21 protein-coding genes are annotated in these 24,628 nt (G+C 50.1%); 7 read left to right on the top strand and 14 right to left on the bottom strand.

Features of this window, described 5'->3' with window-relative positions; all coding sequences use genetic code 11:
- Window positions 1-17: 17 nt before the first annotated feature.
- Window positions 18-200 carry a type II toxin-antitoxin system HicA family toxin gene (locus tag Q320_RS0111985; protein WP_027469196.1) on the top strand — a complete coding sequence of 61 codons (183 nt, stop codon included), beginning with the start codon at window positions 18-20 and terminating at the stop codon, window positions 198-200.
- 43 nt (window positions 201-243) lie between these two features.
- Window positions 244-636, top strand: coding sequence for a type II toxin-antitoxin system HicB family antitoxin (locus Q320_RS0111990; protein ID WP_027469197.1), 393 nt, complete (start codon window positions 244-246; stop codon window positions 634-636).
- Between the two features lie 419 nt (window positions 637-1,055).
- On the opposite strand, the gene Q320_RS0111995 is transcribed toward Q320_RS0111990, so the two are convergent.
- Window positions 1,056-4,748: a sensor domain-containing diguanylate cyclase gene (locus Q320_RS0111995; protein WP_027469198.1), complete on the bottom strand. Its 3,693-nt coding sequence runs from the start codon at window positions 4,746-4,748 to the stop codon at window positions 1,056-1,058.
- A gap of 265 nt (window positions 4,749-5,013) precedes the next feature.
- Between Q320_RS0111995 and Q320_RS0112005 the strand changes: the two genes are divergently transcribed.
- The 5 genes from Q320_RS0112005 to Q320_RS0112025 all read left to right on the top strand — a co-directional run bounded on the left by Q320_RS0112005 (window position 5,014) and on the right by Q320_RS0112025 (window position 9,748).
- Window positions 5,014-5,772, top strand: coding sequence for a GntR family transcriptional regulator (locus tag Q320_RS0112005; protein ID WP_051534696.1), 759 nt, complete (start codon window positions 5,014-5,016; stop codon window positions 5,770-5,772).
- Window positions 5,772-7,130, top strand: a complete 1,359-nt coding sequence (locus Q320_RS20915; RefSeq protein ID WP_051534697.1) for a sensor domain-containing diguanylate cyclase — start codon at window positions 5,772-5,774, stop codon at window positions 7,128-7,130. Before Q320_RS0112005 ends, Q320_RS20915 begins: the two co-directional genes overlap by 1 nt.
- Before the next feature lie 136 nt (window positions 7,131-7,266).
- The gene (gene hisC / locus Q320_RS0112015) at window positions 7,267-8,331 is read left to right on the top strand and encodes a histidinol-phosphate transaminase (RefSeq protein ID WP_027469200.1); all 1,065 of its coding nucleotides are present in this window, start codon (window positions 7,267-7,269) and stop codon (window positions 8,329-8,331) included.
- 89 nt (window positions 8,332-8,420) lie between these two features.
- A complete protein-coding gene (locus tag Q320_RS0112020; RefSeq protein WP_027469201.1) occupies window positions 8,421-8,999 on the top strand; it encodes a TMEM175 family protein in 579 nt (192 codons plus the stop codon).
- Window positions 9,000-9,094: 95 nt separating this feature from the next.
- Entirely contained in the window at window positions 9,095-9,748 is a 654-nt protein-coding gene (locus tag Q320_RS0112025) for a hypothetical protein (RefSeq protein WP_027469202.1), read from the top strand.
- A 416-nt stretch (window positions 9,749-10,164) separates the two neighbouring features.
- Here the strand turns inward: Q320_RS0112025 and Q320_RS0112035 are convergent, their stop codons facing one another.
- The 13 genes from Q320_RS0112035 to Q320_RS19710 all read right to left on the bottom strand — a co-directional run bounded on the left by Q320_RS0112035 (window position 10,165) and on the right by Q320_RS19710 (window position 24,578).
- Entirely contained in the window at window positions 10,165-10,416 is a 252-nt protein-coding gene (locus Q320_RS0112035) for a hypothetical protein (protein WP_027469204.1), read from the bottom strand.
- A gap of 155 nt (window positions 10,417-10,571) precedes the next feature.
- Window positions 10,572-11,081: a bifunctional adenosylcobinamide kinase/adenosylcobinamide-phosphate guanylyltransferase gene (locus Q320_RS0112040; protein ID WP_027469205.1), complete on the bottom strand. Its 510-nt coding sequence runs from the start codon at window positions 11,079-11,081 to the stop codon at window positions 10,572-10,574.
- Between the two features lie 15 nt (window positions 11,082-11,096).
- Window positions 11,097-11,984: a DMT family transporter gene (locus Q320_RS0112045; RefSeq protein WP_027469206.1), complete on the bottom strand. Its 888-nt coding sequence runs from the start codon at window positions 11,982-11,984 to the stop codon at window positions 11,097-11,099.
- A 605-nt stretch (window positions 11,985-12,589) separates the two neighbouring features.
- The gene (gene mltG / locus Q320_RS0112050) at window positions 12,590-13,645 is read right to left on the bottom strand and encodes an endolytic transglycosylase MltG (RefSeq protein ID WP_245591011.1); all 1,056 of its coding nucleotides are present in this window, start codon (window positions 13,643-13,645) and stop codon (window positions 12,590-12,592) included.
- A 49-nt stretch (window positions 13,646-13,694) separates the two neighbouring features.
- A complete protein-coding gene (yoaA, locus tag Q320_RS0112055; protein ID WP_027469208.1) occupies window positions 13,695-15,692 on the bottom strand; it encodes a DNA repair helicase YoaA in 1,998 nt (665 codons plus the stop codon).
- A 416-nt stretch (window positions 15,693-16,108) separates the two neighbouring features.
- Window positions 16,109-16,864, bottom strand: a complete 756-nt coding sequence (locus Q320_RS0112060) for an SDR family NAD(P)-dependent oxidoreductase (protein WP_027469209.1) — start codon at window positions 16,862-16,864, stop codon at window positions 16,109-16,111.
- A gap of 259 nt (window positions 16,865-17,123) precedes the next feature.
- Window positions 17,124-18,458, bottom strand: a complete 1,335-nt coding sequence (gene hpnE, locus Q320_RS0112065; protein WP_027469210.1) for a hydroxysqualene dehydroxylase HpnE — start codon at window positions 18,456-18,458, stop codon at window positions 17,124-17,126.
- Between the two features lie 12 nt (window positions 18,459-18,470).
- A complete protein-coding gene (gene hpnD / locus Q320_RS0112070) occupies window positions 18,471-19,307 on the bottom strand; it encodes a presqualene diphosphate synthase HpnD (RefSeq protein ID WP_027469211.1) in 837 nt (278 codons plus the stop codon).
- 129 nt (window positions 19,308-19,436) lie between these two features.
- A complete protein-coding gene (locus Q320_RS0112075; RefSeq protein WP_027469212.1) occupies window positions 19,437-20,144 on the bottom strand; it encodes a DUF4136 domain-containing protein in 708 nt (235 codons plus the stop codon).
- A complete protein-coding gene (gene aroC / locus Q320_RS0112080; RefSeq protein ID WP_027469213.1) occupies window positions 20,144-21,244 on the bottom strand; it encodes a chorismate synthase in 1,101 nt (366 codons plus the stop codon). Before aroC ends, Q320_RS0112075 begins: the two co-directional genes overlap by 1 nt.
- A gap of 158 nt (window positions 21,245-21,402) precedes the next feature.
- Window positions 21,403-21,927, bottom strand: coding sequence for a single-stranded DNA-binding protein (gene ssb / locus Q320_RS0112085; protein WP_027469214.1), 525 nt, complete (start codon window positions 21,925-21,927; stop codon window positions 21,403-21,405).
- Between the two features lie 109 nt (window positions 21,928-22,036).
- Window positions 22,037-23,419 (bottom strand): MFS transporter, encoded by a 1,383-nt coding sequence (locus tag Q320_RS0112090; RefSeq protein ID WP_245591012.1) that lies wholly within the window; start codon window positions 23,417-23,419, stop codon window positions 22,037-22,039.
- A gap of 184 nt (window positions 23,420-23,603) precedes the next feature.
- Complete coding sequence (locus tag Q320_RS19710; RefSeq protein ID WP_169734456.1) at window positions 23,604-24,578, bottom strand: phosphotransferase; 975 nt, start codon at window positions 24,576-24,578, stop codon at window positions 23,604-23,606.
- Between the last annotated feature and the right edge of the window lie 50 nt (window positions 24,579-24,628).

Raw genomic sequence — 24,628 nt, forward strand, 5'->3', positions numbered from 1 at the left:
ACACATAAAGGAGCGCGATGACAAGTCAGGAAATAATCAAAATGTTAACCACCGACGGCTGGTATTTAGTCGCAACGAAAGGGAGCCATCAGCAGTACAAGCACCCAACGAAAGCAGGGCGAGTCACAGTACCCCACCCGAAAAAAGACTTACCAATCGGCACAGTAAAAAGCATTAAGAAACAAGCCGGCCTCGTATGAGGCTGGTTTTTCCAGACACAGAAAACGCGTAAGGAGTTACACCATGTTTTATCCAATTGCTATTGAACCAGGCGACGAGCAACACGCTTTCGGCGTGATCGTGCCTGATTTGCCAGGCTGCTATTCAGCCAGCGACACCCTAGATGACGCAATCAATCAAGCCAAAGAAGCGATTGCCTTACATCTGGAAGGCCTAGCCGAAGACGGCGAACTTATTCCAGTACCCAGCCCCGTTAGCAAACACGTTAGCAATCCTGAGTTCGCTGGTTTTATTTGGGGCGTTGTTGAGATGGACATTTCTCGTTATCTAGGCAAGGCCGAAAAAGTAAACGTCACCCTGCCAGGGCTTTTAATTCAACGGATTGATGAAAGAACCAAAAATCGCAGCGGCTGGCTAGCTGAGGCTGCGCTAGAGAAACTAGCTCATGCGCACTAAACACACACTCAAAACAAAACACACAAAGCCCGCTCATCGCGGGCTTTATCTTTTGAGCAAAGCTGGGTAATCTACCCACCAAGTACGGTGTCAAACAGAGACTCGAACTGAACTTGGAACACCAGATAAAACCCAATTGTCCCGTTTTGTTTTAACCCAGTCCCCTGAGTGTCCCGCAAATCAACACAGCCCTTTATCTAAGCCACTTTGCGTTGCACGTGTTGCGCACCACAAAAACATTAACCCCGACAAGCTCAGCTTTGCGGGGTTTTTTGTTGCCTAAAAAATCGTGCAGACCAATCACAATACCGCGTAAAAGACGACTGCTAAAAAAACTGCTAAACCGTAAAACTGTTGAAATAAACAGGGCTGCTCGCGCAGGATACAACCCTGTAATTCATTCAATCACGCTAAGCGATTTAGCTTTCTCCATAAAAGTAGACCGCATTACGGCCATTTTTCTTGGCGAGATACATAACGTGGTCGGCATGCTGCATCAATTGATCTTCGTCAGTGGCATGATCTGGGTAGAGCGCGCCGCCGATACTGGATGAGATATTGATTGCATGACCCTCGATCTCAAATACATTTTCCAGTGCAACACGAATTTTTTCCGCGACGCGCCGTGCATTTTCGGCAGACTGTATTGCGGGCAAAATCACCACAAACTCATCCCCGCCGATTCGCGCAACGGTATCCGACTCCCTCACGCATTCCAGCATACGACTGGCGACTTGCTGCAATAATTTATCACCGATGGCATGACCTAGATTGTCATTCACCGGTTTAAATTGATCCAGATCGACATACAGCAAGGCCAGCCGAGCTTGGCTGCGCTGCGCGGTCACCAGCGCTAAAGACAGGCGATCCACAAATAAGAGTCGATTCGGTAAATTGGTTAGTAAGTCATGGTGCGCTAAATAACTCACCTGCTCTTCGGCCATTTTTTGGACCGTAATATCCGAGAACACCGCAATCCGGCGCAGCACGCCCGCATCGTCACCATGAATGGTATCAATACTCATCGCGACAGGATAAAGACTGCCATCCTTGCGTTGATTCCATAGTTCGCCACGCCAAGCTCCCGTTTCCCCTAGGGTTTGCCACATTTCTTCGTAGAAAGCGGCAGTTTGTCGATCCGAGCGTAAGAGCTTTGGATCTCTTCCAGTCACTTCATGGGAAAGAAAGCCGGTAATGGCTTCAAAAGCGGGATTCACCGCCAGAATATGGTTTTGTGTGTCGACCACCATAATCGCTTCGCTACTGGTGACATAAACCGAATTGGCAAGCAGTAGCTGCTCTTCAGAGCGTTCATGCTGCATGGCAATACTGATCACATTGGCGGCTTGATGCTGCTCTTCTAAATCAGGCAGAACTTGGGCTGCCTGTAGCCGGAAAGACACCAGCATGCCCTCAAGCGTGGATTCGCCCGAGACAATAGGCTCAGACCAGCACAGCTCGAATCCAGCCGTTTGCGCTTGCTCATTCAAACCGCGTAGATAGGCAATGTTCAAGATGGCTGGATGAATGGGTGCACTTGGCGATGCGATGGACTGTTCATCTAATGCAGACTGCTCCACACAAATAGGCGACTCAAAGCAGGATAAATCGATGTGACTGCTGGCAATCGCATGAGCCGCATCGCCCTCAATGCTAAATACCACGTAGGCCAATTCATCACTTTCGGCACCTAAATTGACCAGCATAATATCGAGCACATGGCGTAGTTTTTCACCACGCGCCAGCATTTCCATTACGGTGGCACGCGTGGTGTTCTGCACCTGCTTACGCTTTCTATCGTCAATATCGGTATGTGTACCGATCATACGCAGTGGCTGACCGTCATCGCTCCGGCTAACCAACATGCCACGGGCCAGAATCCATTTCCAGCGCCCGCTGCTAGTTTGGGTGCGAAATTCATAAGTATAAATCGGCGTGTTGCCAGCTAAATACTCATCAAATGCAACTTTGCGTTGCACCAAATCTTGTGGGTGCTGTAGCGCAACCCAGAAATCAATCGTCGTTTGCCGCGCTTCTTCACCCGCATAGCCAAGAATCTCCATTTCCTGCTTGGATAGGAATAATTCTCCTGTTTGCAAATTCCAATCCCATACGCCGTCACCAGCACCTTCAAGTGCAAATTTCCAACGCTCTTCACTATCACGCAAAGCTTGTTCGCTGATTTTCCGTGATGAAATATCTTCAACAATCGACCAAATATATTGCTCACCATTTTTGCCATGCAATAACAAACCATTCAGGCTAATCGGCACAAGTGAACCATCTTTGCGTAAATACTCTTTTTCATACGGCCCATATCGACCGTGCGCTTTGAGCGCTTTCGATTGCTCAGCCTCCAGTGCTTCATACTTTCTGGGCGTTAAAACCCAGTAATCTAAACTTTGCAACTCTTCTGCGGAATAACCGCTAATCCGTTGAAATGCAGCATTGAAATCAATATAGCGGCCTTGCATATCGGTGAGCGCAATACCTAGTGGGGATAATTCATACAGGCCAGTCAGCTTTTCGGTACTTTCAGATAGTTCTGCGACTTTTTCCTCCACCAAAGCTTCAACACGCGCGGTGTAACCGGTGCCTAAAATCAAAAACGAGCCCAGCAAACCAGTGACCAAAACGCCCGCCGCCAACACCAAGGCACTTTGCCAGCCGCGATGTTTGGCTAAGTAAATCGGGCTAGGCGCTGTTTCAAATAAAAACTCCCGTTGCCCGAAAATCAACTTTTGCTGCCAAGCCGCTGCTGGAGCCGCCTTGGGAAAGTTGCTGTAAACCTCTTGAGCCGTTCCCACATCAGTTAAGCGTATCCAAAGTAGCTCTTTGTCTTTGGGTAACAACTTTTCCAAAAATTCATCGGCACGAATGACAGTCAGCACCACACCATCGCCAGACCGACTATTTTGAACCGCATGCAATAATAAAAAGCCATACAGATTGGGGGATTGCAATAAATGCAGGGGCGGCGTTGCAGTGCTACGGCCGGTGCGGATAGCCTTCTGTACAGTATCCGAGCGCTCACGAGTCGAAACGATGTCAAAACCAAATGCAATCTGATTGCCCTGACGGGGCTCAACGTAGGTAATCGGGAAATAGAATGGCCGCTCGCCAGCCGCTTGCAGCGTATTGGCGATATTGCGATCACGAATTTTAAAATCAGGCCATTGTGCCTGTTGCGCCGTTTCAAATTGCTGTCGATTTACCGATTCGATCCGTGGTGCCCATTCAATGGCTTTGATCATTGGAAAGCGCTTCAGTGCTTGCTGTGTAAAGCGCTGAAACTCGTCCGCTGTCACATGATCGTCACCCGCAAACAGACCCTTGGTCTGCTCCAATAATGACTCCTGCTCATCAAAACGCGCCTGAATCGTATCGGCGACTCTTTGGGATTGCAGGCGAAATTCGACTAGCGATTCTTTTTGCTCCCAATGGCTCACATTCACATACAAAATCACCAGCATAGAAAATACAAAGATCATCGGGATTGCAACGGTACTCAAGCGTTTGCGCCACAATGCCCTTGGCTCGCCGGCCACCACCATGGTGAGAGGCAACAGCACCAGCACACCCAGCGTATCGCCGCCCCACCAGATCAGCCAGCTCAGCATAAAACTGCTGCTCGGCAAAAAACCAAGCAGCATCAAGCTGCTCACCGACAACGTTGCGCTAATGAGGCAGATTACGGGAGACAATATTTGAAAGCTTAATACATCCCGTAAATTATCGAACGCGGCTGGATAGCCAATCACCTTGCGTAATAACACGCCGCCCACGATAGCTTGCAGCAGCGAAGCACAGGCAATTAAAAAAGCCACGCCGCAGCCGAGTAAACTTAATTGCTGACTATTGTCATAGCCAATCCAAAGATTGAGTAAAAATGAGCCCAACAAAATACCGGGAGCAGTGCGTTTTCCGGCAATAAACGCGGCGGCGAGTGCAATACCTGCCGGAGGGAAAATCGCAGAAGCGTAGCCTGGCGGAATCGCCAATAACAGACTCAATTTGCCGCAAATAATATAGGCAGCACTTAATACCAGCGTACTCAGCAGCAAATTGCGCCGAATCACACTGGACCATTCTTGGAAGTTTAAAATCATCATTCTATTTTTCAATTGATTTGCTTATCATGGATAACGCACTCAAGGCGTTTACAATTCAAATTGGCACGGTAAATTCACTAAATGACAGGCTGCATGTCCAATGCCAATATCGCGGCCGAATTCATCAATATTATCCATTTTCCATCTCAAGTAAGATAGGAAACTAGAAATCATTGCGCTGACTTGCACACAGCTGCCAAGCTTTGGCCTTGGATATTTAGGCAACTCGACTATGCTAAGTTCATCGTGAAATGGATAGATCGCTATGAATGCAATGGCAGCAGATAATCGCAATCGAAAACTGATGGCGCTGGCACCGGACAGAGCCTCCCCACAACTCATCGAAGTTCAATTACTGCAAAAAATTAAAATCGCGATTTCAGCGGGCTTCTGGCAACCCAACGAATTACTCCCTGCAGTGCAAACGTTGGCGGATATTTTTAATATTTCAGCGCACGCCGTACAGCAAGTCTATGCGTTACTGGTGAATGACAGTTGGATCGAATTCACCGCCGATGCCAATTACCAAATCACACCCAAAATTGACCAACCCGTTTCTAAACTCAGTAGCCTTTCCGATCTACTTCGAGCACGAGGCTTTAAACCCGGCTCGGTCTGGCTCAAACGCGAAGTTGCTGAACCCGATTTAATCGAACAATGGCGGCTTAATTTGCAGGTCGGTCAAACAGTGAGCCGCCTATCCCGCCTACGCACCGCCAATGAACAAGTAATTGGCTATGAGTGCAGCAGTCTGCCCAGCCATTTTCTGCCCGACCCGCTGTCAATTGGCAACTCGCTCTATGCCTACATGGCCGAGCATCAGCTCATTATTACCAAAGCCATTGAAGAAATTGACGCCTATCGCTGCGATGCCGATATGGCATTGCAGTGCGGTTTTCAAGAAGGCCAGGCTCTGCTGCGGCTCACCCGAGTGGGCTATCTGCAAAACGGCCATGCACTCGAACTCACCTACTCCTATTTCCGTAGCGATTATTATCGTTATGTCGTCGAGTTTAATGACTGATGGATACAACAGCCCCACTCCAATCGCCCTTTGAGACTTGCAGTTTTGCCTTGCTAGATCAGCTCTCTGTGGCGGCCTGGGTCAAAGACATCCAGCTCAATTACGTCTGGCGTAGCCAAGCTTGGCAAACGATTCTTGAATCGGTCACAACATCCGAAACCAGCGGCCAAGATGCCGATTATTTGCCACGCTGGATCGTAGAACATATTCAGTTTGAAGAATTTCGCCTGATCGCTCGATTACAAACAGCGACCTCGGAACTAGAGCTGCAAGACCGGCATGGCCAAACTCGAATTTTTCGTATTCATCGTTCGTGTTTATTTGATGATCAAGGCGAACTCACGGGGCTGGCGGGCTTCGCCATCGAGGTTTCTGCGGAAAATACATTACGCAAAGAATTACAAACCCTCGTTAGCCGCCAAGCCAACTGGTTCCGAGCGCTACAAGATCATGCCTTAATTACCATGCTGGATCGGCAAGGCCGCTTTACTTATGTCAGCGAGCAATTTGCCCGTCTGACCGGCAATACCGCCAAAGCGATGCTTGGTCGCCGCCGCATTGAGTTTGGCCTACTGCCTTTCGGCATGGAAACTAGCGATTACCTGACGCTGGCAGAACAAGGTAATCCGGTCACTTTTGAATTCACCGGCACGCGCAGCGATGGCAGCTCGTTTTGGGCGAGATCACTGCTGATTGCATTGCAATCTCCCCAATCTACCGAACAAATCTTTTTCGAACTCGCCACCGATCTCACCTCGGAAAAACAAAGCGCCGTCGCCCTCGGTGACGTCAATAACAGCCTGATTCGCTTGATCAACGAAAACACCGAATTAATTGCCAAATTAGAAGTCGCCGCGCACACCGACCCACTCACCGGTTTATTAAACCGCCGCGCGCTATACGAACGCGCAGATCAAGAAATTGATCGTGCCAAACGCAGCCAAAAACCGCTGTCTGTCATCATGATGGATATCGATCATTTCAAAAAAATCAATGATACATATGGCCATGAAGTAGGCGACCAAGCTTTACTTAAACTCGCCATCCAATGCCTAAAAACCCTCAGATCAACTGATTTAATGGCCAGAGCAGGCGGAGAAGAATTTGTGATTCTATTACCCGATACCGATTTAGCCAAAGCGCAAGAAGTCGCAGAGCGATTAAGGGTCGTGATTGAAAACACTCAGATTCAGCCCCCCGCCCAAGCCGCATTTCACTACACCATCAGCCAAGGTGTAGCTCAAACTTTGGCAAACGAAACGCTCAACCAAGTCATGGTGCGTGCCGACAGCGCAATGTATACCGCCAAAAAATCGGGAAGAAATCAGGTTTGCATCGCCAATAGTGATACGCAATAAAAACAAACGCCGCGCCGCGCGAGCTACAGTTCCAATGCTTAACTACGCCTATATTTCATCTGCAAGCCAAACTGGCATTCCCATTTAACGTGTTCTTGGTAAAATCAGCTTTCGCCCACGTCAAAAGATCATAGCCATGAGCCGTTTCTGGAGCCCTGTTGTTCACGCCCTTACGCCGTATACGCCGGGCGAGCAACCGAAGATCACCAATCTGATCAAACTGAACACCAATGAAAATCCGTATGGCCCGTCGCCCAAAGCGATTATGGCGATGCGTGAGGCGGTGAACGATCATTTGCGGCTCTATCCCGATCCGAATGGCGACGCGCTCAAAGATGCAGTGGCGCATTACCACCACGCGGACGGCATCACGCGCGCCAATGTGTTTGTTGGCAATAGCTCAGACGAAGTGCTGGCGCATACTTTCCAAGCGCTGCTCAAACACGATGCGCCGCTGCTGTTTCCCGACATCAGCTACAGCTTTTATCCGGTGTATTGCGGCCTGTATGGCATTGAATATCGTACCGTGCCACTGAATGCCGACTTTGAAATCGACACCAGCGACTACACCGGCGGCGGCGCGATTATTTTCCCAAATCCCAATGCGCCGACCGGAATTTTGCTGCCATTGGCGCAAATTGAAGCGCTGCTGCAAGCGCATCCTGAGCAAGTCGTCGTTGTGGATGAAGCTTATGTGGACTTTGGTGGCGAGAGCGCCATCAAACTGGTGACGCGTTACGACAATCTATTGGTGGTGCAAACCTTATCTAAATCGCGCTCGCTCGCCGGCATGCGCGTCGGTTTTGCCGTTGGCCATGTGGATTTAATTGCGGGTTTAGAACGCGTGAAAAATAGTTTCAATTCCTATCCACTGGATCGCGTCGCGCTGGCGGGCGCGGTTTCTGCCATTGAAGACACAGGGTATTTCAACCGAACCTGCGCAGCCATTAATACTAGCCGCGATACCCTAACCACTCAATTGCAGCAATTGGGCTTTGACGTGTTGCCATCGCATGCTAATTTTGTTTTTGCGCGTCATCCAGAACGCGATGCTGCAGAACTCGCGCAAGCATTGCGCGAACGCGCCATCTTGGTTCGCCATTTCAAGCTGCCACGGATTGAACAATTTTTGCGGATTTCAATTGGCACTGATGCAGAATGTGCAGCGCTGGTGGCGGCGTTGACGGAAATTTTGCAGTAAAGCATTAGCATGATGCGAAGCCCTGCATTCGCAGGGTTTTGTAGACGTAGTTCCCAGTCACCTAGCTCAAACCCACGAAGGCCAAACCGATGAATAAGAATCGCTTGGAAGCATTCAGCGATGGCGTCATCGCCATTATTATCACCATCATGGTGCTGGAACTTAAAGTGCCACACGGCGCTGAATTTAGCGCTTTGCGCCCTTTAATTCCGGTGTTCTTAAGCTATTTGCTCAGCTTTACCTATGTCGGTATCTATTGGAACAATCATCACCACATGCTGCAAGCCACGCCGCACGTGACCGGGCGCGTCTTATGGGCGAATTTGCACTTTTTGTTTTGGTTATCGCTATTTCCATTTGCCACTGCTTGGGCGGGTGAAAATCATTTTGCAGCGCCGACAATGGCCGTGTACGGCGTCGTACTGCTAATGGCCTCATTTGCGTATTGGCTGCTGCAATACGCGATTATCAGCACCGATTGTGCCAGCTCGAAGTTGCTGACTGCGATTGGTCACGATAGAAAAGGCAAAATCTCACCGCTTTTATACGCAATCGGGATCGCGCTGTCTTTTTACGCACCGTGGATATCCGGCGCCTTGTACGTCATTGTCGCACTAATGTGGCTGGTGCCGGATCGCCGGATTGAAACGGCGTTGGCGGAGAAATAAAGACAGAAATCAACTGGGATCGAATAATTACTTACCCAACATTGACGATCAATCCAATGTAAAATAGGTAGATACACTTACAGGCCGAACAAAGAATGGATTTACTCAACGAACTCAAACAAAACGCCGAAGCCCTACAGCAAGATAATGCGGCCGAGCGTGAAAAAGATGCGCAAAATTTGGCGCTGATCCAAGAGCAAATGGGGCAAATCTTTGAATACTTCCGTAGCCTAGCTGAGCAGCTTCAAGTTCTAAAACCTCAAAGCCCACACGCTTACCTTATTTTTGGCCTCGGTGAGTTTAGCCACGTGGCCATGAAAGATTGCATCACCCGCGCGCGCAGTTTTCAAGTTGAAGACATTAATTATTATGAATACATTGAGTTTTCAATTAACTGGCTGGCGCGCGCGCCACTGCAAGCGAGCTATACCTCGCTGAATGAAGTGAAATACCTCAAAGATCGGCTCTGGAATTTTGGCTGCAAAATTGAAGAAAAATTCGTTAAAAATGCCGATGGCAAATTACTCAAAACCAACATTACCATCCTGCCCGAATTCCCAACTCGGCTCCGTTTCGAAAACGACTACAAAGCCGGAACAATCCGGCTCAATATCCGCAATCTCAATAAATTTGAAGATGACTGGCAAGTTTTAACGCCTGAACAATGCAGCACAGGATTGTACGAAGACCTTGCTAAAGCGCTACTCAGCAAACCCAACGAACTCACTGCGAGATTTCCACTGCGCTAAACATAAGTGACGCAAGTACTACACGAACCCACAATTTTGGTTTGCCATTTCAAAGCACCACGAATTGAGCAATTCTTGTGGATTTCGATTGGTATCGATGCAAAATACGCGGCGCTAGTCACAGCGTTGACATAAATTTTGCAAAAAAATATTAGTAAGATGCGAAGCCCAACATTCGCTGGGTTTCGCAAATGCAGTTCCAGCTCAGTAGCCCCAAGCAGCGACAAACAAATCCAAGCCGATGAATAAGAATCGCGTGGAAGCATTTAGCGATGGCATCATCGCCATTATTACTTATGGGAACATGATGAAATGAAATTTCATTTAAAAATTAGGTATAGAGCTAAAGCTATTCATTTATAAAGGCTACAACTCTATACCTAAGCATAATCTCTTTGGCTGGCCGCAAAAAATACTCAATCTTTAACGACGATATCTTCAGCTTGCAATTTGATTGATCCGTTGCGCGAGTCTAGTTTGACATTACCTGTGCAACGTATACTCGATGTTAATTTGTCAGCCAAACATTGATCACCTTGCATATTAATATCAAGATTCTTGCTTAGCTCAATGGTTGCCACCGCTTTACCATCTTGCTGAATCGTAACGGTTTGCGCCCAACTACTGGCACACATCAAAGACAATAAAAAACAACTCACCTTTTTCATTGCTATCCCCTGCATCATTAAAAATCAAAATAATACAAGACAAGTCAGTCTAAATATTGATTGGTGTTAGAAACAGAGCAATTTTAGAGATAAAGCAACAGCTGGAATTTAAACACTCAAGGTGTAAAAAATCAGCCTCTAGGCAGACGTACTCGCTACTTCACCTTCAGCGGCAGCCCCGCCACCATCAACACAACTTCCTCAGCCTGCGCCGTAGCGAATTGCATAAAGTTGCCGTGCAGGTCGACAAAATGGCGGCCCATTTGCGTTTCGGCGTGTAGGCTCCAGCCGATTTCATTGCCGACGGCAATCACCGTTTGCGGTGTCGCGGCAACAAAATCCGCCCAGCGGGTTTTCGCTTCAATCAAGGTAGCGTCTCTATCGTATTCACAATCGGTAAATAGATTAGTCAGCCACAAGGTAATGCAGTCGAGCACGATCACGTCGCCCGCAAAACCATGCGCCGCCAGATCGGTTTCTTGCTCTAAATTCACCCAACGCGAATCGCGCTCAACTTGATGACGGCGGATGCGCTCGGCAAAGTCATCATCCCAAACGCGCGACGTCGCCAAATACGCCGGGCGATCCGACAGCGCCAAAGCGCGCTGTTCGGCGTAGCGGCTTTTGCCGCTTTTTTGTGCGCCGGTTACTACAATGAGTTTCATATATACCTACCCTATCTACTTAATTGTAGGCATTTTCATACCATGCTCAGCGTAATATACCCCCATCAAGATCAATAGCGCCCCTGCGCCGCCGATGGCGGTAATTCGCTCGCCCAAGATCAGTACGGCGGTCAGCATCGTAATCAGCGGGATCAAATAAATGTAATTGCTGGCTTTCACTGCGCCAATAATCCCGAGCGCTTTATTCCACGCGACAAAGCACAGAGCCGATGCAATCACGCCCAAGAACAGCATATTGCCGCCTTGCAAGGGATCAAGCCACAGCGCGAAATCGACGCGATAACCCATCCACCCTGCGGCGGGCAGCAAAGTGACAATCCCATAGAAAAACACTTGCCGCGTCAAAAACAGATAGCCATAACGCTGCCCAGCGCGCTTGAGCAGCAAGCAATACACCGCCCACGCCGCCCCCGCCGACAATGCCAAAATATCACCGAGCGGGTTGAGTTTTAAAATCACGCTGCCATTAAACATCACTAAAGCCACGCCCAATAGCGCGACGAGCGAGCCGACAATCAAACGCGGGCTGAGCTTTTCATCGTGCGTGGTGAAATGCGCGAAAAACGCGGTGAGCAGTGGCGCGGACGAAACCAGCAAGCCGACGCTGGATGCTTGCGTGTATTGCAACGCGATGTTTTCTGTCAGGAAATACAGCGTGACGCCAAACAGCCCCAAGCCGCAGAAGAATAATTCTTCGCGCCATTGCGGTTTTTTGATGACGGGATGCAAGAGAAACAAGAGGCCATACGCAAGAACAAATCGGTCGAGTGCGATTTCGACCGGACTACGCCACTCCAGCAAAATCTTGGTCGAAACAAAGGTCACACCCCACACCACCACACAAAACAGCACCATTAAATGGCCTTTTAAAACCGGCTTCATTGCCACTCCTAATGGTTAAAAATCTGAGTTCACGAAAGGCATTAAAACAAGCAGAGGTATATTCTCAGGCTGCTTAGTGAATGAGTTCTATCAGGCAATACCCTGATTAAATCAAGAATACTGATTTGCAGTTTTATATCGCGGCATCCCCTCCCCGGGGGCGGAAGAGGGTTAAGATGAGGGTGATACTACGAAGTACAATTTAAGCTCAACACACCCCCATCCCAGCCTTCCCCCGTCAAGGGGGGAGGCGCTACAGCAGCTCTAATCCAGCGGATGTGATCTACGCAATTGCCTATCTTTTAAACGTATTAACACCAAATCTGAAATTTCATAATATTCGGCAATGTTCAGATTACGTGTTGGTACACAAGGCTTTGCACTTGTTTCCCCCTTTGCCAAAGGGGGAAGCTACAGCATCGTGTAACCAATCATTGTGATATAACAAAGTGCCAATGTGCCTTCATCCACAGTAATTTCACAACAAGCTTAGGTATGTCTATGTAAACCTTAATAATTAAGGCCTATATGGCAATACCAACACACTCAACCTAGATGCCTTTATATTTTTTCGTGCCTTTCGTGTTTTTCGTGGACTAGCGTTTTTATCGGTTCAACAAATACTTCCGCACCGCTGAATTGTGTTGATCCAGCGTTTCTGAAAATGCTGAGCTACCATCGCCCTTGGCAACAAAATACACCGCGCGAGTAGACGCGGGTTGGGTGGCGGCAGTCAGTGCGGCTTCGCCGACCATCGCGATAGGCGTTGGTGGCAGACCCGCTCGCGTGTACGTGTTGTAAGGCGTATCAGTGCGTAAATGTGCTTTGGTGATATCGCCTTTAAAGGCCTCACCGACACCATAAATGACCGTCGGATCGGTTTGTAAACGCATTCCTTGCCGCAGTCGATTAGTGAATACCCCTGCGATCAAAGGCCGATCTGCCGCTTTGCCGGTTTCTTTTTCGACAATCGACGCCAAAATCAGCGCTTCATACGCTGATTTGAGCGGCAAATCGGGCTTGCGGCTTGCCCAAGCATCATCGAGCTTTTCTTGCATCAAGCGATGCGCGCGCGCCAACAGTTTAAGGTCGGAGCTACCTTTATCAATGCGGTAACTGTCGGGGAAAAATAGCCCTTCAGGCGATAAGGCACTAATGCCTAATGCAGCGAGAATTTCTTCATCGCTCATTTTCGCGGTGTCGTGCTTCAAATACGGATGCGTATTGAGCGCTTGGCGCAACTGCCGCCAATTCCAGCCCTCAATAATGCTAAACATCTGCAAATCAACTTCACCCTTGCCGAGTTTTTTCAGCAACATCCACGGTGAAATCGGCGCTTTCAGCGAATAACTACCCGCTTTCAATTCCGCATCTTTGCCAGAAATCCGCGCCAGCAGCACAAACAAAGACGCCGAATCCACCGCACCTTGTCGCACCAATTGCTGCGCGACGGCGTTCACGCCGCCCGGCTCAATCAACACTGAATGCGATGGCGGATTGGCTTGCTCGGTGACCGACCACGCGTAAAACCACGCACCACCCGCAATCGTGGCGGTAAACAGACCAAACAACAATAAACCGAATAATCGCCCCCAGATTGAGGTTGGTTTGTTCGGCGCTTTCTTCGAAGTGGATTTCGATTTTGCTACGGGTGCGGCCACTGCGTTTTACCTCCTTAATATGGATTCACTACGGCAATATTTTGGCGCTCTACAAGTCAGGCGCTTCATCAATAGCATCAGCGCTCGCATCTGGCTCCGCAGCATCTTTCGCGCGGGATTTTTCGCGCTGCACTTCATAAAATTTCTGCACATTCGCCAATTCGCGTGAGCGGAACATTGGCGGTAGGCTTTTCCAAATCATTTTTCCGTATTGCTTTTCAACTAATCTAGTGTCCGCAATCATCAAAATACCAATGTCCGTTTCATCACGAATCAAGCGCCCCGCGCCCTGCTTGAGCGTAATCGTCGCATTGGGCAATTGATAATCCATAAACGGGCTGCGCCCGGCTTTGGTGATTTGCTCCATCCGGGCCGACAGCACTGGATCATCGGGCGGCGAAAATGGCAGCTTGTCGATGACGACGAGCGACAACTGCTCGCCGCGCACGTCGATGCCTTCCCAAAAAGTTTGGCTGGCGACCAAAATTGCATTCGGTTGCTTACGAAATTGATCGAGCAATTCCGTGCGCGAACCCGTGCCTTGCAAATACACCGGCCATTCTAGCCCTGCTTCTTTGAGCTTTTCTAATAGCAATTCATGCGCTTCACGCATGGCGCGTAAGCTAGTGAATAACAAGAAGGCATGGCCTTGCGTGGTCAGCAATAAAGGCCACGTTTTTTCAACCACAGCACGGGTATATTCTGGCGTATTAGGCTGCGGCATGCCTTGCGGCACATACAGTACCGCTTGCTGCTTGTAATCGAATGGGCTATCCCAAGTTGCAGTTTCGGCTTTCCATAAACCCAACTCGTGCTGAAAATGCGTAAAGTGATTGTTCACCGCCAAAGTAGCGGAAGCAAAAATCCATGCGCGCGGATTCATATTCACTTGTTTTTGAAATAGGTCGGCGATATTGAGCGGCGTGATATGCAACAAAAAGCCATGCTGCGTCACGTCGATCCAATGCACGCTTTCTGCTGAATCCGATTTCTGCCATTTTTCGAGCAGTTCGAGCATTTCAGCGGCGCGTTGATGGCATTTTTCTAGGCTCTCGCCGCGTTCGGCTTGCTTGGCGAGGAGTTCAGCTAAATGCTGCAAGTCGCCCGTCATCACATTGAGTTGCGTAAAAAAGGCCGGATATTTCTCAAGCAACTCATGCTGTGGCAAGCGCAACGCGTCTTTAAACACCAAACGCAGATCTTTCGCCGATTTTTCTAGCGCTTCGGCGGCGTTCGGCAGCAAGACGAAATCTTTTGCGACAACCAACGCTTCAGCGCGTGCGTCACGCGCCAGTTCGACGACTTGCCCGCTACTGAGCGTATCGCCAAAAAACAGGCTGGCGACTTCGGGGAGTTGATGCGCTTCATCAAAAATCACCGTATTGCACGCGGGTAGCAGCTCGCCTGCGCCTTCATCTTTGAGCCACACATCGGCAAAAAACAAATGATGATTCACAACGACGACATCGGCTTCTTGCGCGTCTTTCCGCGCTTTTAATACAAAGCAATCTTTATGATTCGGGCAATCTTGGCCAAGGCAATTATCGCGCGTGCTGGTGACATGCGCCCAAATTGGCGCGTCTTCGGGCACGCCCGGACAGGCGGCTTTATCGCCAGATAAAGTCGTATTGGCGTAGCGTTTAATTTTTTGCAGATCGGCGACGTCTTCACGGCGCATAAAGCGGCCTTCATGCTCAGCGCGCGCCAGATGGTAATGGCAAACGTAATTCGAGCGCCCTTTCAGTAGCGCAATGACGACTGGCACTTTGAGCACATCGCGCACGCTAGGCACGTCGCGATTAAACAATTGATCTTGCAGCGTTTTGGTGCCGGTCGACACAATCACTTTGCCGCCCGACAACAGCGCTGGCACCAAATACGCAAAAGTTTTGCCCGTGCCGGTGCCCGCCTCGGCAATCAATTGCCCGCAAGACTCTATGGTGCGCTCAACCGCCTGCGCCATTTCCAGCTGCGGCTGGCGCAATTTATAGCCAGGAAACGCGTCGCCAAACGGGCCTTTATCGGCAAAAACTTCTTCAAGTGTCATGGAAAGCTCAATACTTCGGATGAAGGATTGTACCGTATCAACAGCTTGGCTAGCGGCATCGCGCTGAACTTATCGATGGAGCTTCATAAATACTCAGCACGCCGCAAAAATAGCGAGCGCCCGTCAGCGCAGTGAAGCTGGAGCGCAGGAACCGGAGTGTACATTTGTACATGAGGATTCCGAGCACCACCTGAGCTGCGCTTACGGGATTGTGCAGCATCCTCTCTCTTCGATAGAAAAATCCAAAAAAAAGCCCCGCAACGAGGCGGGGCCAATCAATACAGGGAGAGATGAAAAACACAATACACAACTGAACCACCAACGGCAGCACAGCTAAAATGAATAATCAATTCATTTACCCTCTGTGAGAGGCCGGGTAATTCAAAAAGTTCATCTCATTTTAAAAATATTTCAAATTATTCTTCTGCAAAAAACAAAGTCTGCCCCGATTGCCCTTGGCTGGCTTGACCCAACCAATACGCAATCGCAGGCAAAATTGCTTCCGTAGTTGGCAAGCTGTCTTTTAACTCGCCCGGATGCGTCGCCAAACGGAATGGCGATTGAATTGGGCCAGGAACGAGCAGATTAATCCGCAGGTTTGACAACTTATCCCATTCGGAAGCAGCAATTTCAACCCAGTTTTTTTGCGCTGATTTGGTCACACTAAAACCGCCCCAGTAGGCATTGGGTTCAAACGCATGGGTTTCACCGAGCACTAAAACCGCCGCATCAGGCGATTTTTCCAATAATGGAAACAGCGCACGCGTAATGGCAAATGGCGCAGCCACATTCACGCGGAACATATCCACCCATTCATCGAGCTTTTGATTCGACAATGGCGATAAATGATTAAAGCCATTGGCGCAATGCAAAATACCGTCCAAACGACCAAATTCTTTTTGGATTAACACGCCGAGTTGATTCAGCTCAGCTTCACCGATTTTGGCCAAATCCATAGGAATCGCCGCCGGTTGCGCGCCGCCAGCGGCTTCGATTGCATCGTAAGTACGGCTGAGTTTTTTCTCATTGCGGCCGAGTAAAATAACCGTTGCACCAAGCTTAGCCAATTCCAACGCCGCCGCCGCACCAATACCCTGCCCTGCGCCCGTCACCAAAATCACGCGATCTTTAAATGCGTCTGCGCTCGGTACTGCTGTTTTCCATTCATTCATTTTTATGTCCTTATCCCACTACGTCTCAGCCGATGATGCCGAACACGAAAAAAAATCAAAACCATTTGTCCACGAAAGGCACGAAAAAACACGAAAGAAAAACAATGGTTTTGTAGAGCTGGCGTCAGCCGCCAAACTATCGCTTTAAAGCGGCCCTACAAACATCTTCTAAAAAAGCTAGATCGAGAAACAAGGATATCAATGCTCATCATTGCATTGAAAAAATATTTCGTGCCTTTCGTGTTTTTCGTGGACAACATTATTCTTTTGCTAAATATTTCAGCGCCAAGCGCGCGGCATTCACGCCGCTGCGTACTGCGCCTTCTAATGTCGCCGGATATTCGCCGCGATCTTTTCCGGCCAAGCCCGCAGTAAAATCACCAGCCAAAAACAGCCCCGCCATTGCGGTTTGATTACTCGGCCGAACTAAATCGGGCGTGCAAGCAAAGGTCGCGCGCTTTTCGGTAATCACTTGCTGGCGCAATACTAAATCGGGCAAGCCCAATTGTTGATGCAATTCAGCCTGCACTGCCAGCGCCAGCTCGTCATGGCTCAAACCGCTGTGCAAACCTTGTGCTGAAATCACCACGGCAATCAAACCATGCTGCTCGTGCGTGACGCCGCGATCAAACACCCATTGCGAGTAGGCATCGGCTAAACCCAGCATCGGCGTCGACAATTGAACGTCTGCCGCGTACTGCAAATACACTGTGACAATCGGCTGATACGGCCATGTTGCTAGTTGTCCAGCCAATGCCGCCAGTTCAGGGAACGGTTGCAACAAACTTGCCGCTTGATGCGGCGGCACCGCGCAAATGACGGCAGAGAATGATTCTTGCTCATTGCCATCAACGCACCAACCATGGGTATTGCTATCTAGCCTTTTAACACGATGACCCAGCTGAATATACCCATTTTTATTCTGCACAAAGCGCGCCGCTGGATCAGGAAATAGCGCGCTAAAATCGACTTTCGGCAACATCAAATCCGAAGCTGCACGCCGCCCGCCCAAACTATCACGCAGCACATTCAACAGCACTTGCGCGCTGGCCAATTCCAGCGGCGTATTGAGTGCCGCCAAGGTCAGCGGAGACCAAAATTTGGCAATCAAACTAGCCGGTTGCCGCTGCTGCGCCAACCATTGAACTACGGTCATATCCTGCCGTAAGCGCCAGCGCCGCCATTTACTGACTTCAATTGTGCGAATCAGCGCCCAACGCTCAGCCCACGACAAGCCTTTGGCGCGGATTAAACCGACGGCCAAATGCAAAGGCGCAGGTAACGCGGGGCAAGCCAGCAAGAAATCAGGCTCAACCTGCAAGCGCATCGGCTGGCGCAAAAATGCCGCCTCCAAATCCACGCCGCAGTGCTGCATCAACCGCAGCAATTCCGAATATGCGCCAATCACCAAATGCTGGCCATTATCGAGCGGCGAATCGTTGGCGGTGCTACGGTTCGCCCGATCAACGCGCCGCGCCCGACCACCGAGCACTTTACCCGCCTCAAATACCGTCACCGAAACGCCAGCCGCGGCCAATTCTACGCTTGCTGCCATCCCCGCATAGCCGCCACCGATAATGGCTACTTTACGCATTTAAAAATACGCTCAAGCAAACCACCACGTTTTCCACGCGAGCCACAGCTTGCGAATTGGAGTTAATGAGGTGCGTTGGTTCAGCACTTTCTGTGCGCCATCCAAGCGAATTTCAGCCAAGGTGGCGCGGTAAATCGCGGCCATCACGAGGCCAGTGCGTTGATTTTTCTTATCACATTCCGGCAGTAAAGCCAGCGCTTGATCGTAATACTGCTCAGCGCGGTCGATCTGGAAATTCATCAAGGCTTTGAATTCTGCGGTTTCACGATAGTTTTGAATATCGGCAGCAGGCACATTAAAGCGTTGCAATTCATCGACCGGCAGGTAAATCCGGCCACGGCGCGCATCTTCGCCGACATCGCGAATGATATTGGTCAGCTGAAAGGCAATCCCCAAATCGTGCGCGTATTTCAGTGTTTTTCGGTCGGTATAGCCGAAAATCGTCGCCGCCAATTGGCCGACAACGCTGGCAACGCGGTAACAATACAGATGCAAATCTTTAAACGTGTTGTAGCGCGCCTGATCCAGATCCATCTCCATACCGTCGATGATTTCTAGGAATAGCTCACGCGATAAATCGTAGGCTTTTACGGCAGGCAACAGAGATTGCGTTACCGGATGCTGCGGTGCGCCTGCGTACATTTGATCGACTTCACTCCGCCACCACGCCAAGGTCGTGCGCGCCACGCCTTCATCGCTGATTTCATCAACGACGTCATCCACTTCACGGCAAAACGCATACAGCGCAGTGATCGCGGTGCGTTTTTCTGGGCTTAAAAATCGAAAACTATAATAAAAGCTCGAACCACTTTTGGCGGCTTTGTCTTCGCAATATTGATCTGGAGTCACAAACGTCTCGGCTTTTGAATAAATGTTAAGTAATAAGGCAAAAATTCCCGCCCATCGTTGCTCCGCCTTGCCGTACCCTGTGTACTGTCTGCGGCGGTGCGCCTTGCGCGAAAATTTTTGCTCAGTTACCTAAGGCTGAGCCGGCTGCAATGGAATACGCACTTCGCGACTCACACCGGACGGACCAGGAAAAGGTAAAAATAGGCTACGAATCAAATACGGCACGGCTGCATCTAGCTCGTCATTTTGACTGCGATTGCGCGCGCGGCCTTCGTAGAGCTTGGCAAATTCGCCTTTATCGAGATTGCGTTTATCCAAAATATCGATAAACACTTCTCGAGTAAAAATCGTTTCACTCACCATTTGCGAACCGACAATACCGGTTTCAGGGTAATAGCGCGGGATAAACACCACGCTGCCACCGCTAATCACGCGCTGATAGCTGACCGAATAACCAACCGTACCCCAAATCGGCTGTTGATAAGATTTGTTTTTGCCGTCATCAATTTGATAATCCAGCCGCACCAGCCAATCGGCTTTTTGTGGATCTTTTTGCCAGATCAAGCCTTGCTGCATTAAATGCCCTGCTAGCTCGGACTCAAACTGGCTGTAAGCCAAGCTCTGCGCTTGCGAGGCATTGCTCTCAATGACAAAGGCTTTGGGCTTGGCCATTGCCGCCTGCACTGCCGCAGCCGTGCCCGAAGCCACCGGCGCGGATTTCAGTGGTGGCAATTGATGTCGCACTGACACCGTCGCGACAAACGACGGTGCGGCGCAGCCCGCCAAAAACACCGCCAGCAGCAGTCCCATTAGTAGCCCGGTCCAGCGGCGCAACATTAGGCTATCTTGCCAGGAATACGCGGCGTATTCACGACCACATCGCCGCATTGCGCACGGTGACGCAGCGCATGATCGATCAGCACCAGCGCCAACATCGCCTCAGCAATCGGCGTAGCACGAATGCCAACACAAGGATCGTGGCGGCCCGTTGTCGCCATCATCACAGAATTGCCATCTTTATCAATCGAGCGGCGCTCTTGCGCGATACTCGAGGTGGGTTTAACCGCCAAGTTCACGGTAATATCCTGCCCCGTCGATATACCCCCCAAAATCCCACCGGCGTGATTGCTGGCAAAACCTTTAGGCGTGAGTTCATCGCAATGCACAGAGCCACGCTGCGCGATGCTGTCAAAGCCAGCGCCAATCTCAACGCCTTTCACCGCATTGATATTCATCATCGCGTAGGCGATTTCGGCATCCAGACGGTCATAGACTGGCTCGCCCCAACCGACGGGTACATTTTCAGCAACGACTGAAATTTGCGCGCCGACTGAATCGCGCTCTTTACGAATCGCGTCCATATAGTCTTCTAGCTGCGGCACGATTTCTAGATTTGGCGCAAAAAACGCATTCTCGCCCACGTGATCCCAGCTTTGGAATGGAATATCAATTTCGCCCAACTTGCTCATATAGCCACGAATCACGATGCCGAATTTTTCGCTGAGCCATTTTTTCGCAATCGCACCCGCCGCAACGCGCACTGCAGTTTCACGTGCGGATGAGCGGCCACCGCCACGCGGATCGCGAATGCCGTATTTATGCCAGTAGGTGTAATCGGCGTGACCAGGGCGGAAGGTTTCAACGATTTTGCCGTAATCTTGGCTGCGCTGATCTTGGTTGCGAATCAATAGCGCAATCGGCGTGCCGGTGGTTTTGCCTTCATAAATACCCGACAAGATTTCGACCGAATCGGGCTCTTTGCGCTGCGTCACATGGCGGCTGGTGCCGGGTTTGCGTCTATCTAACTCAAGCTGAATGTCTTCAACCGAAATTTCCAATCCCGGAGGGCAACCGTCGACAATACAACCAATCCCCGCACCATGACTCTCGCCAAACGACGTAACTGTAAATAATAATCCCAAGGAATTGCCTGACATCGTCTGCCCCTATGCTTTGAATATTTTCTGATTACTCTAATTTTACCACGGTCAAGGACTTCGCCGCTGCTCGCAGTGCGTTTACAGCAGGCATTAAAAAGCCCATAAAAACATGGGCTTATTTGAAAAATACTTATACAACAATTCGAAGTAGATTTTTAAAACGGAATATCGTCTTCAAAATCGTCAAAATTACGTGCAGGTTTTGCTGCGGCCTGCTGAGGCGCTGCTTGGGCTGGCGCTTGGCGTGGAGCTTGTTGCTGCTGAGCTGGCGCGCTGTATTCTTGGTTAAAATCGTCGCCGCCGCCTTGTTGATTGTAGCCACCACCCGCATTGCCACCATCACCGCGACCGCCGAGCATTTTCATTTCGTCGGCGATAATTTCAGTCGTGTAACGATCCGCACCCGTTTGTTTATCTTGCCATTTGCGGGTTTGCAAACGGCCTTCGATATACACGCTGCTGCCTTTTTTCAGGTATTGACCGGCGATTTCAGCCAAACGGCCATACATGCTGATGTTGTGCCATTCAGTTTTTTCTTGTTTTGCGCCCGATTGTTTGTCTTTCCAGCTTTCAGTGGTCGCAATCGAGAAATTACATACCGCGTTGCCATTCGGCATAAAACGCGTTTCTGGGTCTTTGCCCAAATTACCAATCAATAACACTTTATTCAATGAGGCCATCGTACGCTCCAGTTTTAAATCAATTTATAGGAGCGGGCTTGCCCGCGAAGGCTATCTACGCAGCGCCACATTCGCGGGCAAGCCCGCTCCTACGTTCAGGTTCAGTTATTCAATTTGTTTCTGCAATCAACGCGTCAACTGCGGCTTCGTCCCAGCCCGCTTGTAGCACTTTCAATAGCGCGACGCGCTCGTCGATCAAAACAACGGCTTCTTTTACGCCGTCAATGGCGCCTAGTTTAGCAGACAGCAGGCCTGCATCGCCCGACCAATCCTCACCAATGTGGAACATTTTGGTTTTGACTGGCAGCGGCGGCTGCATACCCCAAGACACCGCCACCCAGATCGCCATCAAACCTGCGCACAACGCAAACACCGGCACGGGGCTTTGAAAGTGTTGATACAAATAGCCCGCCAGCGCCGAACCGATAAACATACTCGCCGCTTGGCAGGTGTTGTACACGCCCATCGCCGTGCCTTTGGCTTCGGTCGGTGCGATTTTCGAAATCAACGACGGTTGCGTCGCTTCCAAAATATTAAACGCAATAAAATACACGCCCAGCCACACGACAATCCACGTCAGGCTTGGCATCCACAGTGTCATGCCCAATTGCGCGATGAACATCAGCACAATCGCAAACAAGAACACTTCTTTCAGATGATTTTTTTTCTCGCCATAAATAATCGCCGGCACCATCAACACAAAGCCGACCAGTACCACCGGCAAATACACCCACCAATGGTGCGCCACATCAATGCCACCGACTTGATTGAGCAACAGCGGCATCACCGTAAACATCGCCATTTGCGCCGCGTGCAGCGCGAATACGCCGTAATTCAGTCGCAGCAGTTGCGAGTTTTTCAACACTTGCGGCAAGCGGCTGGTATTGGCCTCGGCATCTGAATGAAAGCGTGAAATCGTTGGATTCGGAATGATTTTCCACACGCCAATCAGCGCAAATACACCCAGCATACCCGTTAGCAGAAAAATCCCCGGCAAGCCTATCCATTCTGCCAATTTGGGCGCGGCGACCAAGGAAATCGCAAACGTCGACGCAATCGCGCCGCCGATCATCGCCATCGCCTTGGTGCGATGCTCTTCGCGCGTCAAATCGGCCAATAGCGCCGTTACCGCCGCCGAAATCGCACCAGCGCCTTGCACCGCGCGGCCCAAAATCAGCCACACAATATGATCGGCCATCGCGCACATCAGCGAGCCCACGACAAACAAAGCCAGTCCGATATAAATTACTTTTTTGCGGCCAACTCGATCAGACCACATGCCAAACGGCAATTGCAGCAAAGCCTGCGTCAGGCCATAAGCGCCGAAAGCCAAACCCACCATTGTATGATTTTCACCGCCTGGCAATCGCCCAGCGTAAACAGCAAACACTGGCAAAATCAGGAACATGCCCAACATACGGAGCGCATACAGCCCCGCTAAGCTCGTGGCAGCGCGTAATTCAAGAGCAGACATGCGGGAGGCAACAGACATCAGGCGACACATTCAAAAAGGATGGGCGATTTTAACAGCTCAGGCCACTAGATGGCAGCGTTTGCTTTTGGGCAATACCTGAATAGATTGAGGAGTGCAGCACTAAAACCAGAATAAACAAGGGTATATACATGCAGAACTTATTTAATAAAGCCTGCATGAATATACTCACAATCCTAGCGAATTAAGCTTCACTCACCGCAGGATGCGCGAGCTTCGCCGCAGCGGCGACATCAGCAAACGTTGCATCCGTTTCAGCCAAGCGCGTGAACTTTGCCGCAAACCATGGCGCGTCGTACCAGCCGACATTCAGGCTGTGTTTTACATCATCCCATAAGGAGAAAAACCAGCGCCGCGCGGCGTAACCTTCCGCCAGCGGGCATTGCTCGATATACGTTTCGAGCAAGCGCCATTGCGGATAGGCATCGGCCAAATGGAAAATATCTTGCTCACGATGGCGAAACGCGACATCACACGGATCAATCGCCGCTGTCGGCAAGCCGGTCTCTGCGTCATACAGGAAATTACACGCATGTGGATCGTCATGGCACAGCGATGATGGGCCTGTAATCGGCGCTAAAAATCGCTCGCGCTCTGCCCACAGTTGGGCATACGCAGCACGCAGCTCGGGTGAAAATGGCGAATGGCTTGAGAACAGAAAATCGACTAAAGGCTGAGTCCACGATTCAAAGGCCGCTAAAAACTCAGCGCTAAACTCGCCATTGATATGCTCAAAACCGCGCGTATCGCTAACCGCGTGCCAAGCCAGCATTTGCTCAACAATGATTTGCGCGGTTTGCTGCGGACTCGGTAACGGCGCAGGCAATTCCCAAGCTGGAACGCCGCTGAGTTTGGGCATCAATAAAGTATCTAAATCGCCGTTTTCACTGGCAACAAGGCCATGAAATAAAATCTCTGGCATTGGCAACAGGCTATGCACTCGCAGGCGATTGAGCGCTATTACTTCGCTGGCTAAGCGCCCCGCTTGCCGCGAAAACTTCACTACATAGTCGCCCTGCTCTCCTGTGATAAATACCACGTGGCCGTAAAAGCTCGGCACTTCGCCGCTAAAACGCATGTTTTCTAAGCCAGCTTGAGCTGCCAAGGCCAGCGCGGGCGCTGCGTAGATTGAAGATTCCATCGTAGAGAGTCTCAACATGTTGGGTTTAGGGTATATTACTCGATTGCCTTGTGCGCCTGTCATTCTCA

It is taken from the genome of Deefgea rivuli DSM 18356 (assembly GCF_000620145.1).
In the GTDB taxonomy this organism is placed as follows: Bacteria; Pseudomonadota; Gammaproteobacteria; order Burkholderiales; family Chitinibacteraceae; genus Deefgea; species Deefgea rivuli.

Bases quoted from the DNA above. Each gene is read 5' to 3' on its own strand.
- Q320_RS0111985 (WP_027469196.1), top strand. From the start codon at position 18: ATGACAAGTCAGGAAATAATCAAAATGTTAACCACCGACGGCTGGTAT.
- Q320_RS0111990 (WP_027469197.1), top strand. From the start codon at position 244: ATGTTTTATCCAATTGCTATTGAACCAGGCGACGAGCAACACGCTTTC.
- Q320_RS0111995 (WP_027469198.1), bottom strand. From the start codon at position 4,748: ATGATGATTTTAAACTTCCAAGAATGGTCCAGTGTGATTCGGCGCAAT.
- Q320_RS0112005 (WP_051534696.1), top strand. From the start codon at position 5,014: ATGAATGCAATGGCAGCAGATAATCGCAATCGAAAACTGATGGCGCTG.
- Q320_RS20915 (WP_051534697.1), top strand. From the start codon at position 5,772: ATGGATACAACAGCCCCACTCCAATCGCCCTTTGAGACTTGCAGTTTT.
- hisC (WP_027469200.1), top strand. From the start codon at position 7,267: ATGAGCCGTTTCTGGAGCCCTGTTGTTCACGCCCTTACGCCGTATACG.
- Q320_RS0112020 (WP_027469201.1), top strand. From the start codon at position 8,421: ATGAATAAGAATCGCTTGGAAGCATTCAGCGATGGCGTCATCGCCATT.
- Q320_RS0112025 (WP_027469202.1), top strand. From the start codon at position 9,095: ATGGATTTACTCAACGAACTCAAACAAAACGCCGAAGCCCTACAGCAA.
- Q320_RS0112035 (WP_027469204.1), bottom strand. From the start codon at position 10,416: ATGAAAAAGGTGAGTTGTTTTTTATTGTCTTTGATGTGTGCCAGTAGT.
- Q320_RS0112040 (WP_027469205.1), bottom strand. From the start codon at position 11,081: ATGAAACTCATTGTAGTAACCGGCGCACAAAAAAGCGGCAAAAGCCGC.
- Q320_RS0112045 (WP_027469206.1), bottom strand. From the start codon at position 11,984: ATGAAGCCGGTTTTAAAAGGCCATTTAATGGTGCTGTTTTGTGTGGTG.
- yoaA (WP_027469208.1), bottom strand. From the start codon at position 15,692: ATGACACTTGAAGAAGTTTTTGCCGATAAAGGCCCGTTTGGCGACGCG.
- Q320_RS0112060 (WP_027469209.1), bottom strand. From the start codon at position 16,864: ATGAATGAATGGAAAACAGCAGTACCGAGCGCAGACGCATTTAAAGAT.
- hpnE (WP_027469210.1), bottom strand. From the start codon at position 18,458: ATGCGTAAAGTAGCCATTATCGGTGGCGGCTATGCGGGGATGGCAGCA.
- Q320_RS0112075 (WP_027469212.1), bottom strand. From the start codon at position 20,144: ATGTTGCGCCGCTGGACCGGGCTACTAATGGGACTGCTGCTGGCGGTG.
- aroC (WP_027469213.1), bottom strand. From the start codon at position 21,244: ATGTCAGGCAATTCCTTGGGATTATTATTTACAGTTACGTCGTTTGGC.
- ssb (WP_027469214.1), bottom strand. From the start codon at position 21,927: ATGGCCTCATTGAATAAAGTGTTATTGATTGGTAATTTGGGCAAAGAC.
- Q320_RS0112090 (WP_245591012.1), bottom strand. From the start codon at position 23,419: ATGTCTGTTGCCTCCCGCATGTCTGCTCTTGAATTACGCGCTGCCACG.
- Q320_RS19710 (WP_169734456.1), bottom strand. From the start codon at position 24,578: ATGTTGAGACTCTCTACGATGGAATCTTCAATCTACGCAGCGCCCGCG.